The sequence below is a fragment of the Planctomycetota bacterium genome, from assembly GCA_021414025.1.
Lineage (GTDB): Bacteria > Planctomycetota > Phycisphaerae > Phycisphaerales > SM1A02 > SYAC01.
The window spans coordinates 441,776-453,623 of sequence record JAIOPG010000002.1 but is presented as its reverse complement, the minus strand read 5'-3'; the positions used below and the strand labels follow the sequence as shown (position 1 = coordinate 453,623).

Annotated in this window: 13 protein-coding genes; 7 read left to right on the top strand and 6 right to left on the bottom strand. The window is 66.4% G+C overall.

Features of this window, described 5'->3' with window-relative positions; genetic code table 11:
* The first annotated feature begins 2 nt into the window (after window positions 1–2).
* The 6 genes from murB to cls all read left to right on the top strand — a co-directional run bounded on the left by murB (window position 3) and on the right by cls (window position 5,521).
* Window positions 3–956: a UDP-N-acetylmuramate dehydrogenase gene (murB, locus tag K8R92_02670; protein ID MCE9618794.1), complete on the top strand. Its 954-nt coding sequence runs from the start codon at window positions 3–5 to the stop codon at window positions 954–956.
* The gene (locus tag K8R92_02665; GenBank protein MCE9618793.1) at window positions 953–1,855 is read left to right on the top strand and encodes a D-alanine--D-alanine ligase; all 903 of its coding nucleotides are present in this window, start codon (window positions 953–955) and stop codon (window positions 1,853–1,855) included. The genes murB and K8R92_02665 overlap by 4 nt, the downstream gene beginning before the upstream one ends.
* Window positions 1,856–1,955: 100 nt before the next feature.
* Entirely contained in the window at window positions 1,956–2,834 is an 879-nt protein-coding gene (locus K8R92_02660) for a hypothetical protein (GenBank protein ID MCE9618792.1), read from the top strand.
* A 40-nt stretch (window positions 2,835–2,874) separates the two neighbouring features.
* Window positions 2,875–3,546: a hypothetical protein gene (locus K8R92_02655; protein ID MCE9618791.1), complete on the top strand. Its 672-nt coding sequence runs from the start codon at window positions 2,875–2,877 to the stop codon at window positions 3,544–3,546.
* A 52-nt stretch (window positions 3,547–3,598) separates the two neighbouring features.
* Complete coding sequence (locus tag K8R92_02650; GenBank protein MCE9618790.1) at window positions 3,599–4,066, top strand: transcription elongation factor GreA; 468 nt, start codon at window positions 3,599–3,601, stop codon at window positions 4,064–4,066.
* A 69-nt stretch (window positions 4,067–4,135) separates the two neighbouring features.
* Window positions 4,136–5,521 carry a cardiolipin synthase gene (gene cls, locus K8R92_02645; protein ID MCE9618789.1) on the top strand — a complete coding sequence of 462 codons (1,386 nt, stop codon included), beginning with the start codon at window positions 4,136–4,138 and terminating at the stop codon, window positions 5,519–5,521.
* Window positions 5,522–5,557: 36 nt separating this feature from the next.
* Here cls and iscX read toward each other — a convergent pair whose 3' ends face one another.
* Complete coding sequence (iscX, locus tag K8R92_02640) at window positions 5,558–5,767, bottom strand: Fe-S cluster assembly protein IscX (protein MCE9618788.1); 210 nt, start codon at window positions 5,765–5,767, stop codon at window positions 5,558–5,560.
* Between the two features lie 22 nt (window positions 5,768–5,789).
* Entirely contained in the window at window positions 5,790–6,188 is a 399-nt protein-coding gene (locus K8R92_02635; GenBank protein MCE9618787.1) for a 2Fe-2S iron-sulfur cluster binding domain-containing protein, read from the bottom strand.
* A 73-nt stretch (window positions 6,189–6,261) separates the two neighbouring features.
* On the opposite strand from K8R92_02635, the gene K8R92_02630 reads away from it, so the two are divergent.
* Entirely contained in the window at window positions 6,262–7,326 is a 1,065-nt protein-coding gene (locus K8R92_02630; GenBank protein ID MCE9618786.1) for a 23S rRNA (adenine(2503)-C(2))-methyltransferase RlmN, read from the top strand.
* Window positions 7,327–7,354: 28 nt separating this feature from the next.
* On the opposite strand, the gene K8R92_02625 is transcribed toward K8R92_02630, so the two are convergent.
* The 4 genes from K8R92_02625 to K8R92_02610 all read right to left on the bottom strand — a co-directional run bounded on the left by K8R92_02625 (window position 7,355) and on the right by K8R92_02610 (window position 11,847).
* Window positions 7,355–8,056: a hypothetical protein gene (locus tag K8R92_02625; protein ID MCE9618785.1), complete on the bottom strand. Its 702-nt coding sequence runs from the start codon at window positions 8,054–8,056 to the stop codon at window positions 7,355–7,357.
* 70 nt (window positions 8,057–8,126) lie between these two features.
* Window positions 8,127–9,134 carry a hypothetical protein gene (locus tag K8R92_02620; GenBank protein ID MCE9618784.1) on the bottom strand — a complete coding sequence of 336 codons (1,008 nt, stop codon included), beginning with the start codon at window positions 9,132–9,134 and terminating at the stop codon, window positions 8,127–8,129.
* Window positions 9,135–9,162: 28 nt separating this feature from the next.
* Window positions 9,163–10,473, bottom strand: coding sequence for a ribonuclease D (locus K8R92_02615; protein MCE9618783.1), 1,311 nt, complete (start codon window positions 10,471–10,473; stop codon window positions 9,163–9,165).
* Between the two features lie 51 nt (window positions 10,474–10,524).
* Window positions 10,525–11,847, bottom strand: coding sequence for a UvrB/UvrC motif-containing protein (locus tag K8R92_02610; GenBank protein ID MCE9618782.1), 1,323 nt, complete (start codon window positions 11,845–11,847; stop codon window positions 10,525–10,527).
* Window position 11,848: the final 1 nt, after the last annotated feature.

Genomic DNA, 11,848 nt, shown 5'->3' with positions numbered 1-11,848 from the left:
CGATGACCACGACGACGCCCAACGCCCTGACCGAAGGACTCGACGCCATCGTGGAGCCGGACGCGCCGCTGGCCGGGCACACCTGGTTCGGCGTGGGCGGTCGCGCCGACCTGCTGGTGCGGCCGCGGAGCGAGGCTTCCCTGAAGGAGCTGCTGCGTCGCTGCCATGACTCGAATCTGCCGCTGCGCGTGCTGGGCTCGGGGGCCAATCTGCTGGTGCTGGAAGAAGGCGTGGACGGCGTGGTGGTGAAGCTGGACCAACCCGCCTTCACGCAGTGGACCTTGAACGCCGACGGCAATGCCAACATGGTGATGGCGCCGGCCGGCGTCGATGTGAGCAAGCTGATGAACGCCTGCGTCAAGGCGGGACTCGACGGCCTCTGCCCGATGTGGGGCATTCCGGCAAGCATGGGCGGCGCGACGCGCATGAACGCCGGCGGAAAGTTCGGCTGCATCGGCGACGCCATCCACTCGGTCGCCACCATGAACGAGCGCGGCGAGGTGCGCGTGCACCCGCACCGGGCGATCCAGTTCTCCTACCGCCACTCCTCGCTGCCGCAGGAGCTCATCCTCTGGTCGCTGCTGCAACTGACCCCCGGCGATCCGGACGAGCTCCGAAAGAAAGTCGTCGAAATCTCTCACTACAAGAAGAACTCGCAGCCCCTGGCGGACAATTCCGCGGGCTGCCTCTTCCGAAATCCTCTCGCCGAGGATGGAACCCGAACCAGCGCCGGAAAGCTGATCGACCTCGCGGGCCTGAAGGGATTCGCCCATGGCTCGGCGTTCGTCAGCCCGGAGCATGCCAACTTCATCTGCGTGAACAAGGGTGGTCTGGCCGGCGATGTGTTCGAGCTCGCCCGCATCGTGCAGCAGAAGGTGCGTCAGCGCCACGGCGTGGAGATCGAAATGGAAGTTGCGGTGTGGGGCCGCTCCATCAACACAATGGAGAAATCATGATGCGCGTGCTTCTTCTCAAGGGCGGACCGGATGCGGAGCGCGAAGTCAGCCTCAAGAGCGGCGGCCAGGTCGCGGCGGCGCTGCGCCGCGCCAAGGCCGAAGTCGAGGAGGTCACCATCGACCGCCTGACCGCCAGTGAACTCCGCGCACTGCCCGGCGATGTCATCTTTCCGGTGCTGCACGGGCCGTGGGGCGAGGGCGGACCGCTGCAGGACATTCTTGAATTGGATGGCCGCGGCTACGTGGGATGCGGTCCCGCGGCGGCGCGGCTGGCCATGGACAAGGCTGCGGCCAAGCGAGCCGCGAGCCAGGCGGGCGTGCCGACTCCCGCCTCATGCGAACTGCGGATCGGCCAGCCCATCGACCTCCGCCTTCCGCTGGTGATCAAGCCCACCAACGACGGCTCCAGCGTGGACCTGCGCATCTGCCGCACCACCGAGGAGCTCGACCGGGCACGGAAGGAGCTGGAGGGCCGGCGCCCGCGCCTGCTCGCGGAGGAGTTCATCGCCGGTCGCGAGTTCACCGTCGGCATCGTCAACGGCCGGACGCTGCCGATCATCGAGATCAAGCCCAAGGAAGGCGTCTACGACTACCAGGCGAAATATCTGCGCGACGACACGCAGTACCTGGTCGATCCCGAGATCTCCGACGACGTGAGGGAGGCGATGAACCGCCACTCCCTGCTGTGCTGGAGCGCCATGGAACTGCGCGACGTCTCGCGGGTCGACTTCATGGTCGACGCTCGCGGACCCTGGTTCCTGGAGGTCAACACCATGCCGGGATTCACCGACCATTCGCTGGTGCCCAAGGCCGCGAAACATGCGGGAATCTCCATGGAGCAGCTGGTGCTCGCACTCGCCAAGGAAGCCATGAGCCGCGGCGCCAAGGCGCACGCCTGAGGGGCCAAACGCCCGACCCGTGCGTGCCTCCGCGCGACTCCAGAACCCAAGGGTCGAATTCTTTACTTCCCGGCTGATTCTGACCGATTGAGGAGGTTCAATGGCCTCCCGCAAAAGATCGTCGCCGAAGCGCCGCGCCGCCGCTTCCCGCCCAAAGTTTTCCCTGAATCTCCACTGGATCAAATCCAAGCCCTTCCTGGTGGCGGCCGGCTGGTGCGCCTCCTTCGCGGTCATGGCCCTGTCACTGGGCATGGGAGTGCCAATCCTCAAGCGCGAGGCCGCGGCTCGGCGCAACGACGCCCCTTTCCTGGTCGTCTTCTCGTCGCGACCCGCATGGATGAGCGAGACTGACCTGACGCCGCTGGCGGATGTCGTGGCCGAGCGACTCAACGGATCGCCGATGGACCGCGACGGCCTCTCCGAAGCCCGCGAGGCGCTGATGCACACCGGCTGGTTCAGCGAGATCACCCAGGTAAAGCGCAGCGGCATGAGCGAGGTCTACGTCGAAGGCGTTTGGACCACTCCCTTCGCGGTGGTGCGCGAGGGCGGCTATGACCACCTGATCGACGTGGACGGGAAACTGCTCCCCCGCTGCTACCGGCCCAACACCGCGCCGAGCAGCCTGATCCGAATTGAAAATGCCTCCTTCGCGCGGCCCGCGGCTTTCGGCGATGAATGGGCCGGCAAGGACATGCGCGGCGCCGTGGCCCTGGCGCGGCTGATCGACGATCATGCCTGGCGCGGACAGATCGCCTGCATCGACCTCGACCGCACCAAGGACGATGGATGCCTGCGCATGAAGACCAATCGCGGGTGCACGATCAAGTGGGGGCGCAGCCCGGGCAACGAGGGCGCCGCTGAAGTTCCCGCCCGCCAGAAGATCGAGTACCTGCAGTGGCTTTACGACCACTACGGCCGCATCGACGCGGGATGCGACGACGAGCTCAACCTGCTCTCCGACTATGTCGGGATCCGCTGAGCGCCGGCCTTCCGTCGACCAACCGGGATAGTCTGCACCGATGAGCCTGCCTCGCGGACTGGTCTTTCTCACCACGGCGTGGATCTTCGCGGCGTGGTGCCTTTGCATCGGAGTGCGCCCGCCGATCCAGCCCTCGATCGCCAGCTACGTGCCCGGCGTCCGGCTCTTCATCGCGGCGATCGCGGTCGGGCTCTGCGTTGCCTGGCCCATGTTGCGGCTGAGTGAAAAGCCTTCGAGCGCCCCGATCCGCCAGGTGCTCCTGGACTTCGCGGCCCTGGCGGTGCTGCTGCACGTGGTGCTCTGGCCGCTGCGCCTGGCGACGAGCTGGTCCCCTGAGCGCATGGGACTGATCGACCTTTTCCTCTTCTCGTGGGCGGCGATCATCGCGGCGCTGCTGACCAACACAATCGCCAGCCGCTCCGCAACGGAGCGCGTCGTCGCCATGTCCGCCGTGGTGGCGATCGTGCTGCTGGGGCCGATCGCCTATGTCGCCAGCGTCCGCATGGAGTGGCCCGCTCCTCCGAACTGGCTCGATGGCCCCGTCATGGGCGTCCTACGCGAAACGCTCGGCGGCGGCGCCCGGCCCGACGCGATCACGTGGAGGGGAACGATCGGGATCGCCTCGGCGGCCGTCGCCTCCTGGATCGCCGTGCTGCTGATGCACCTGGCCGCGCCGAAGTCCCCGCGGCAACCCTCGCCAAATCCGGACTAGGGCAGTATCCTTCCCCTTCGCGGGCGCTTCGTCCGCACCCCAAAGGCTCACCATGGAAATCATCTCGCAAACCGACAAAGATCGGCTCGAAGCCCAACTTTCCGAATGCCTGCAGTTTCGGCCCGTCATCGCCGGCCGGATCGCGGAAGCCCGCGCCCAGGGCGACCTGAAGGAGAACGCCGACTACCACGCGGCCCGCGAAGACCAGGCCATGAACGAGGCCAAGATCCGCGACCTCGAGGCCAAGATCGCCCACGTCCAGGTGGCCGGCGAGATCGAAGTCCCCATGGACATGGTCTTCCTCGGTGCCATCGTGCTGCTGCGCGACGTGCAGAACAGCCGCGAGGAGAAGTACCGCCTGGTGGGGCAGATCTCCGACGACTCCAGCGATGACTTCATCGAAGTCACCGGGTCGAGCCCGATCGGCGTGGCGCTGATGAAGGCCCGCGTGGGCGAGACAGTGCGCGTCGACCTGCCCCGGGGCGAGCGCCGCTTCCTGATCGTCAAAATTGAAGGCTGACCGCTGACCTCGCATCTCGCGATCCTCGATCCCTTTCTGGTCGGCGGCGAATTCGCGCTCCAGATCCTGATGGCGGTCATCGTGCTGCTGCGCAAGGGGGACCGCCCCCCGGTGGCGATGGCATGGATGGTCGTGGTGCTGGCCCTGCCGGTGGTCGGGCTGGTCGCCTACCTCCTGGTGGGCGAGACCCGCTTCGGCGTCTTCCGGATGAAGCGGCACGCGCGGATCATCGCGGAAGTCGACTGCCCAGCCAATCACGAGCAGGCCGATCCGCGCATCCGCCGTTTCGAGCTGGCGCCGGAGCAACACCAGATCGCCTCGGTGGCGGCCCTGGCGAGCCATTCGATTCCCCTGGCGGGCAACCGACTCTGGCTCAGCGGCGACACGCAGGAAACCATCGATCGCATGTGCGCCGACATCGACCAGGCGGCCAAGCACGTGCACCTGCTCACCTATATCTGCCTGCCCGACAAAGCCGGCCAGCAGGTGTGCGACGCGCTGCTTCGGGCGGCGGCCCGCGGCGTGGCCTGCCGCCTCCTTCTCGACGGCGTCGGCAGCAAGGAGTTCCTCCGCGACACACTGCGTGCGGCCCTGGTTCAGGGTGGCGTCCAGGTGGTGGAGGCGCTCCCCGTGAACATGCTCCGGATGGTCTTCGCCCGGCTGGACATGCGCAACCACCGCAAGCTGCTGGTGGTCGACGGCACGATTGGATGGGCCGGCAGCCAGAACATCGCCGAGGCCGGCTTCGCGCCCAAGGCCAAGTACGCGCCGTGGGTGGATTGCAGCGTGCGCGTCGAAGGCCCGCTGGTGAAGGAGCTGCAAATGGTCTTCATCGAGGATTGGTACATGGAGTCGGAGGAGGACCTCGACGAGATCCTGCGCATCGAGCCCGAGTTCCGCGAGGACGGAGTCATCGCCCAGTCCTTCGCCTCCGGACCCAACTTCCAGAACGACTCGGTCACCCAGCTCATCCAGTCGGCGGTGCAGATCGCCAAGGAGGAGCTGGTGCTGACAACCCCCTACTTTGTGCCCGACTACGCCACGCTCTCGGCGCTGGAGGTCGCGGCCCGCCGCGGCGTGCGCGTGCACCTGGTGGTGCCCGCCCGCAATGACAGCATGTTCGTGCGGCTCGCCAGCCGCAGCCTCTACCGCGGCATGCTGGAGTGCGGGGTCCGCATCCATGAATTCCAGAAGGGACTGCTGCACGCCAAGACCGTCGTCATCGACCGCGCGACCTCGATCGTGACCAGCGCCAACCTGGACCGCCGCAGCTTCGAGATCAACTTCGAGGTGGGCATCCTGGTCTTCGACAAGGAGTTCTCCGGGCAGCTGCGCTACCTGCAGAACCAGTACATGGAGCAGAGCAGCGAGGTGCTGATGACCAAGTGGGACACGCGCAAGTGGTGGGACCGCCTGATCGACAACGCCGGCGGCCTGCTCAGCCCGCTTTTGTGAAGCGCGAATTCCATCGAGCGCCACGCGCGGGCGCGATCACTCCCGCTCGTCGATCCACGCCTGCTGGATCGCCTCCAAAATCTTCTCATTGCTCGGATGGCCGGGCTGTTCCTGGAATCCCTCCAGCGACAGCACCAACGTCTTGAGCCGCGGAAAAGCGATGGTCAGCGGATCGACCGCGGGATGCGCCTCCGCCAGCGCCTCGCCGATGTCCGCGACATCCAGCCAGTGCAGTTGATGCTTCATCGCGCGGCGCCCCGTGCGGCTCTCAATGGGGAATTTCCTTGACGGCATTGCGGTTCCACGCGGGAACGCGGACCACGATCGGGCCGTTGCTCTTGATCTCGCACTGGCAGGCCAGGCGGCTGTTGCGCTGCAGTCCGGGGGCCTCCTCGACGCGGTCCTCCTCCGCCTCGGTCGGCTCGCTCAGATGCTCCATCCCCTTCTCAACGTAGATGTGGCAGGTGCTGCAGGCGCAGACTCCGCCGCAGGCGTGCTCGATGTTGATGCCGTGGTCCATGGCCACTTCCAGGAGATGCTCGCCCACGCCGCCCAGCAACTCCCACTTGTCCTGCGGGGTGCTGGTCAGGCCGGCGGAATCCTCCAGATGAAAGGTCACGGGAACGATGGGAGGGCCGTGCTCGTGATCGGATCGTTTCAGATGCATGGACCTCATGGTAGGGAATGGAGTCGAATTTTTCCGCATCGGAATTTCGGGCCCCCGGCGTTACCCTTGCGCCATGGATGTCCTTGGCCTGACCAGCGGCGAATTCGTGGAGCGGCTGCAAGGCCGGCGCGCCCGGCGCGAGGCCCTGCAGACTTATGCCGCCGTCTTTCGCCGCGATGAATCCGACACGGAATTCGCCTCCGCCCAGCTGCCGGAGTTCGGCACGACGCAGGTCGACGGCGAAACCGTGAAATTCACCCTGAAGGTGGGCGGCGGGCTGGAGACGGAGAGCGTGATCATCCCCATGCCCCACACCGGCGGAGGATTTAGCCGAACCCTGTGCGTGAGCAGCCAGGTGGGCTGCGCCATGGGCTGCCGCTTCTGCGAGACCGCCCAGATGGGACTGCTTCGAAATCTCAGCAGCGCCGAGATCGTCGCGCAATGGTTCGCGGCGCGCCACCGGGTTGAGAACGCCATCGACGGCGGGCGCGGTTTCCAAGTCAAGAACATCGTCTTCATGGGCATGGGCGAGCCGACGGAGAATCTGGACGCGGTGCTTCATTCGGTGCGGATCCTGACGGATCACTACGGACCGTCGATCGCGCCCTCCAACATCACCATCAGCACGGTGGGCCGCGCCGAGGGCATCCGGCGGATCGCGGACTTCGCCCGGCAGACCGGATTCCACCGCCTGCACCTGGCCCTGAGCCTGAACGCGCCCAACGACGAGATCCGCTCGCAGATCATGCCCATCAACAAGTCCGAGCCCATCGCTGCGATCCTCGACGCGGTGCGCGGCTACCCCGACACCGCCGGCCCGATCTGCGTGGAATACGTGCTGATCCCCGGTGTGAACGACGCGCCGGAGCATTGCGACGCGGTCTGCGCCCTGCTCAAGGACATCCGCTGCTCGCTGAACCTGATCCCCTACAACCCGCGCCGCAACAGCCCATGGCCGGCGCCCGACGAGGAAAGCGTGCGCGCCTTCATGGCGCGGGCCATCGCCAACAAGCAGTTCTGCAAGCGCCGCGGAACCAAGGGCCGTTCCGCCATGGCGGCGTGCGGACAACTGGGCAGCGAAGCCATTCGCACCCGAAAGTTTGTCGCCTTGCAAACGGGCTCCGCCGGCTCGAACTGATTCGGCGCGGCGCCGAGTCAAGTTGGAATCAGCTGCTTCCCTCGCGCATCCGCTGAATCCCCTCGGGAAAAGGGTACTTGGCGAAGACCGCGGTCTTGGGCACATCCCACAATCCGACGGGCGGATAGATGTCGCCGCTGAAGCCCCCCTGGTTCATCGCCTGCAGCACCGCCTCGAAGGAGGGCTCCTGCATGGTGTGGTCGAGCAGCCGGTTGGACTTGGCGCCGAGAAAGCTCACGCTGCAGATGGGAAGTCGGTCGCGCCGACCCTCGACCATGCGGCTGATGGTGCGGAAGCCGCGGAAGAGATCCTCGAGCGTGAAGTGGGTCCGGCCCGCGGGTCGCAGCAGCGCCAGGATCAGCAGCTGGTCCAGATCGAACTTCAGGATGTAGGGCTCGCGGTCGTCCTTGGCGTGCAGACTGACGGCGCTGCGAAACATCTTGGCAAAGCTGGTGGCGCTGGAGAGCGTCCACTGGCTGGTGGGGATCAGCTTCAGCAGTTCGCCGAGCACGCCATGCGCGTTGTCGACCTCGTTGATGCCGCAGATCACGGTGCGGTAGCGCCCCTCGACCAGGTCGTCCAGCAGGTGCTGCCCCCACATGACGCGGATGGAGCGCGACCCGCAGAGCGTGCGGGGATCGCCGCGCGGAATCAGCGTGATGCGCGGCCCCGCGCTGGGGGCCTCGATCAGCCGGTCACCATCGCCGTTGTAGATTCGAATCTCGCTCATGGCTTCAGCATGCCTGAAGATGGCCGCCTCCGCAACCGCGCCGGGGCCGGTCACGGATCGCGAGCGACGATCAGGAGGAGAACACAATCATGGGCACGCACTCCGGCATCGGTCGGAAGGCGGGGCTCAGGAGTTTACCGATACGCGCGATGCCGATGGGCTCGCCGGCCTCGCCCTCGAGGAATTTGACCAGCGTCTTCACGGCGTTCGCCGCGTCCTTGCTGGCCACTGCCGCGGCCTCGAGCGCTTTTGGAGGCAGCACGATGGAATCGCAGTTGGCCCCCTCGGCGACCGCCTGGAGCGAACCTCGCTGCAGCGAGCGCCCCGCCGCAATGAGAGCCTGGGTGGAGTCCTGCGTGGCGATGCCCAGCAGCACCGGCGTCACGCCGGGACCCCAGTTCGAGGCGGGGCCGATCTTCGGGGCCAATTGCGGTGAAGCTTTCGCGATGGCCTGCAGCGCGGCGGCGCACTCGGCGGCCTTCGCATCCTGCAGCGTCTTGACGGAAACGCCATATTCGTTCATCAGACTGCTGGTATTGTCCACCGCGGACTTGTTGTTCCATGCGGGATCGAAGGCGCCCCCCGCGGCGGGCCGGTTCCAGATGCCGCTGCATGCGGTCACCGCCCGGGCGTTGGCGGGCTTGCCGTTCGCGGAAACCTTGACCACGATCTTCACGAACCAGGGCTCGGCCTTCTGCGGATAGAGCGATTGGAAACTGCAGCTGCTGGCGCTGGCAAGCGTGGCGACGCATTCCACCGCGGCGCCGACTTGGACCTTCAAGAGCCGGAGCTGGTCCTCTTCGTAGGCGGTGGACTGGCCGGTGAACACGATGGCGCCGGAGAGCTCGGGGGCCATCTTCAGGATCGAGCGGGCGCCAAAATCGTCGCACCACGCCCCCGCCAAGGCGAAGGGAAGGATGGGTATGTCCCGAATGGCGGTGCTGGCGGCCTTGGGTCCACCCTGTGGCTTCACGCCTTGCTGGGCCAGCGCCGCGGGAGCCAGCAGAAATGCCGGAATCGAGGCGAGCAGTTGGCGGCGCAGGGTGTTGCTGGGCTGGTTCATGGAAGGATCTTGCACGAAAACTCCTTGGGGTTCAATTGGTTCATCAAGCCTTTTCATCGCTCAGGCGAAGCGCTCCGCCTGCTGCGTCCCAACGCAGGGCGAGTTCGCTCCGGCCCTCGATAAATCCATCCAGCCAGCGGCCGATGCTCTCGCTGCGCCAGTCATCCGCGGCAAAGGGCTGTGCCGCCTCCGCGACCGTGGCTCCCTGGGCCATCTTGTGCTCGCGGTCGATCCGGCCCGCCAGCCAGGCGGTGAACTCGGCGCGGCTGGTCACCAGGTTCGGGGCGATGCTTGTCGCCATGCATCGGGTCTGGAAGGCCAGCCACATGGCGTCGATGCGCGACCGCACCGCGGCGTCTTCCAGCAGACGGGCGAACTCCTGGCGGATGGGCGGCATGCTCTTCGCCAGGCGGATGCACTCGATGATGCGCTCGCCGTAGCGCTCGGCGACGGACTGGGGAACGAAGCGGATCTCGCGCAGGGCGCTCAGGTTTTCAGGCTTGCGACGCACCAGCTCCATCAAGGCGCCGTCGGAGAGCAGCGTGCGCTGCGGCTGATCCTCAACCTCCGCAAGTTCGCGGCGCAGCAGCACCAGCTCGCGCAGAATCACCATCACCGCGGGCTTGAGCGGCTCGCCGCGCGAGGCTCGGCGCATCTGTCGGTCGGGATCGAAGACCGGCTCTCCTTCCAACTGCCGCGCACTCTCCTGCATGGCCCACTTTAGGCGCCCGAACCGATCCAGCTCCGCCTTGATCTTGCTCCAGACCAGCGGCAGGTAGCGGACGTCGTCGGCGGCGTAGCGGAGCTGGCTCTTGGAGAGCGGGCGCCGATCCCATTCGGAAAACGTGTGGGCCTTCTGCAGGCGGAACCCGGTGAGATGCTCGATGGTGTTGCCCAGGCTGCTCGGCCAGGGGAGACCGATCAGGCTGGCGGCGATCTGGGTGTCCACAAGCTGGTGGGCCTTGCCCTCGATCGCCTGCCGCACGGCCATCAAGTCCTGCTCGCCGGCGTGCACCAGGGTCAGCACCGAGGGATCTGCGACCAGCCGGTAGATGGGCATCGGATCGACTCCGGAGAGCGGATCGAGCAGCGCCACCCGCTCCGAGGTCGCGACCTGCACCAGGCAGATCTTCGGACGGAAGGACTCCTCGCCGATGAATTCGGTGTCGAAGGCGAAGACGCCGACCTCTCGCACATGGCGGACAAATCCCTCGACGGCTTCCGCCGACTCCAGCAGTTCGTGGATACCCCCCGGGACCATCGGATGCTCCAGCGACGCCGCATCCGCCTGCTGGCCTTGGTCGCGCTCCGCATCGGCGTGATGTTGTGCTCGTTTTGATCTTCGATGCGACACCGGGTGGGGCTCCTTCAGTCGGTCAAGAGTAGCGACACGCGGAGACGCCCATCAGCCGCCGGGCTTGCGGCGGGTCGAAGGCTTGGATTTCTTGCGGGGCGCGGCGCCCTCCGGCATGAGCCGCTTGCGCACCAGCAGGTGGTGGTAGTGCTGGGCGTAGCGATGGGCCTCGTCGCGGATCGCCTGACAGAGCTTCAGCCCGGGATTGTCGCGGCCGAGTTTCATGGGCTCGCTCTCGCGCTGCACGTAGATCAGCTCCTCCTTCTTGGCCAGGCTCACCACAAAGGGAGGCTTCGACTCAAACTCCCCGAATGCGTCCAGCGCCGCGCCGAGCTGCCCCGCGCCGCCGTCGATCAGGATCACATCGGGATAGAGCTCGCTGCCGCGGCCCTCCTCGCGGTAGCGGCGACTGACCACCTCGCGAATCGCAGCGTAGTCGTCGTTGGCGACGGTCTGGATTCGGAAGCGCCGGTAGCGCTCCTTGAAGGGGCGGCCGTTAACGAAGCAGACCAGGCTGCCCACGGTTTCTCCGCCGCCCAGATGGGCGATGTCGATGGCTTCGACGCATTGAATCTCCTGTGAGAGGCCCAGGGCGCGCTGCAGACTCTTGCATCCGGTTTTCGGATCCTGGACCGAGATCGTGACTTCGGGCTGCCAGTCATACTCCGGCTCGTCGCCGCGCCGCTCGCGCTCGTCCAGGCGCTCGATCGACTGCACCTGGTCGCGCAGGATGGCCGCCTCCTCGTAGCGATTTTCCTGGGATGCCTTGAGCATCTCCTGGCGGAGCTCACGCAGCATGACGCTGCGCTTGCCCTCCAGAAAGCGGCAGAAGCGGTTGATGTCTTCGCGGTAGCGTTCCCGCGACACGCGATTGGCGCAGGGCGCCGTGCACTGCGCCATGCTGTGCAGCAGGCAGGGCCGGAAGGAGCGGTTGCGCGGATCGTCGGCGCGGATGTCGAGCTCGCACGTGCGGTACTGGAAAACGCGCTGCAGGAAATGCACGGCGTGGCGCAGGCTTCCCCCGCTGGTGAAGGGGCCGTAGAGCTTGGCGCCGCGGAACCTCGGCGCCGAGGGATCACGCGTGATGTAGACGCCGGGGAATTCATCGCGCGTGGTGACCGCAAGGTAGGGAAAGGTCTTGTCATCCAGGAGCAGCGTGTTGAAGCGAGGCTTGAGATCCTTCACCAGGCGCGCCTCCATCAGCAGCGCCTCCCACTCCCCCTCGCAGGGGATCACCTCCACGTCCTCCACGGCTTCCAGCATCGGCTGCTTCTTCAGGCCAAGGTCGGCGCTCTCGATGAAATAGCTGGAGATGCGGTCGGGCAGGCAGTTCGCCTTGCCGACATAGAGGACCTTGCCCTCCGCATCCTTCATG

What these genes read in the sequence shown, in the direction of transcription:
- murB (MCE9618794.1), top strand. Translation starts at nt 3, where the DNA reads ATGACCACGACGACGCCCAACGCCCTGACCGAAGGACTCGACGCCATC.
- K8R92_02665 (MCE9618793.1), top strand. Translation starts at nt 953, where the DNA reads ATGATGCGCGTGCTTCTTCTCAAGGGCGGACCGGATGCGGAGCGCGAA.
- K8R92_02660 (MCE9618792.1), top strand. Translation starts at nt 1,956, where the DNA reads ATGGCCTCCCGCAAAAGATCGTCGCCGAAGCGCCGCGCCGCCGCTTCC.
- K8R92_02655 (MCE9618791.1), top strand. Translation starts at nt 2,875, where the DNA reads ATGAGCCTGCCTCGCGGACTGGTCTTTCTCACCACGGCGTGGATCTTC.
- K8R92_02650 (MCE9618790.1), top strand. Translation starts at nt 3,599, where the DNA reads ATGGAAATCATCTCGCAAACCGACAAAGATCGGCTCGAAGCCCAACTT.
- cls (MCE9618789.1), top strand. Translation starts at nt 4,136, where the DNA reads ATGGCGGTCATCGTGCTGCTGCGCAAGGGGGACCGCCCCCCGGTGGCG.
- iscX (MCE9618788.1), bottom strand. Translation starts at nt 5,767, where the DNA reads ATGAAGCATCAACTGCACTGGCTGGATGTCGCGGACATCGGCGAGGCG.
- K8R92_02635 (MCE9618787.1), bottom strand. Translation starts at nt 6,188, where the DNA reads ATGCATCTGAAACGATCCGATCACGAGCACGGCCCTCCCATCGTTCCC.
- K8R92_02630 (MCE9618786.1), top strand. Translation starts at nt 6,262, where the DNA reads ATGGATGTCCTTGGCCTGACCAGCGGCGAATTCGTGGAGCGGCTGCAA.
- K8R92_02625 (MCE9618785.1), bottom strand. Translation starts at nt 8,056, where the DNA reads ATGAGCGAGATTCGAATCTACAACGGCGATGGTGACCGGCTGATCGAG.
- K8R92_02610 (MCE9618782.1), bottom strand. Translation starts at nt 11,847, where the DNA reads ATGAAGGATGCGGAGGGCAAGGTCCTCTATGTCGGCAAGGCGAACTGC.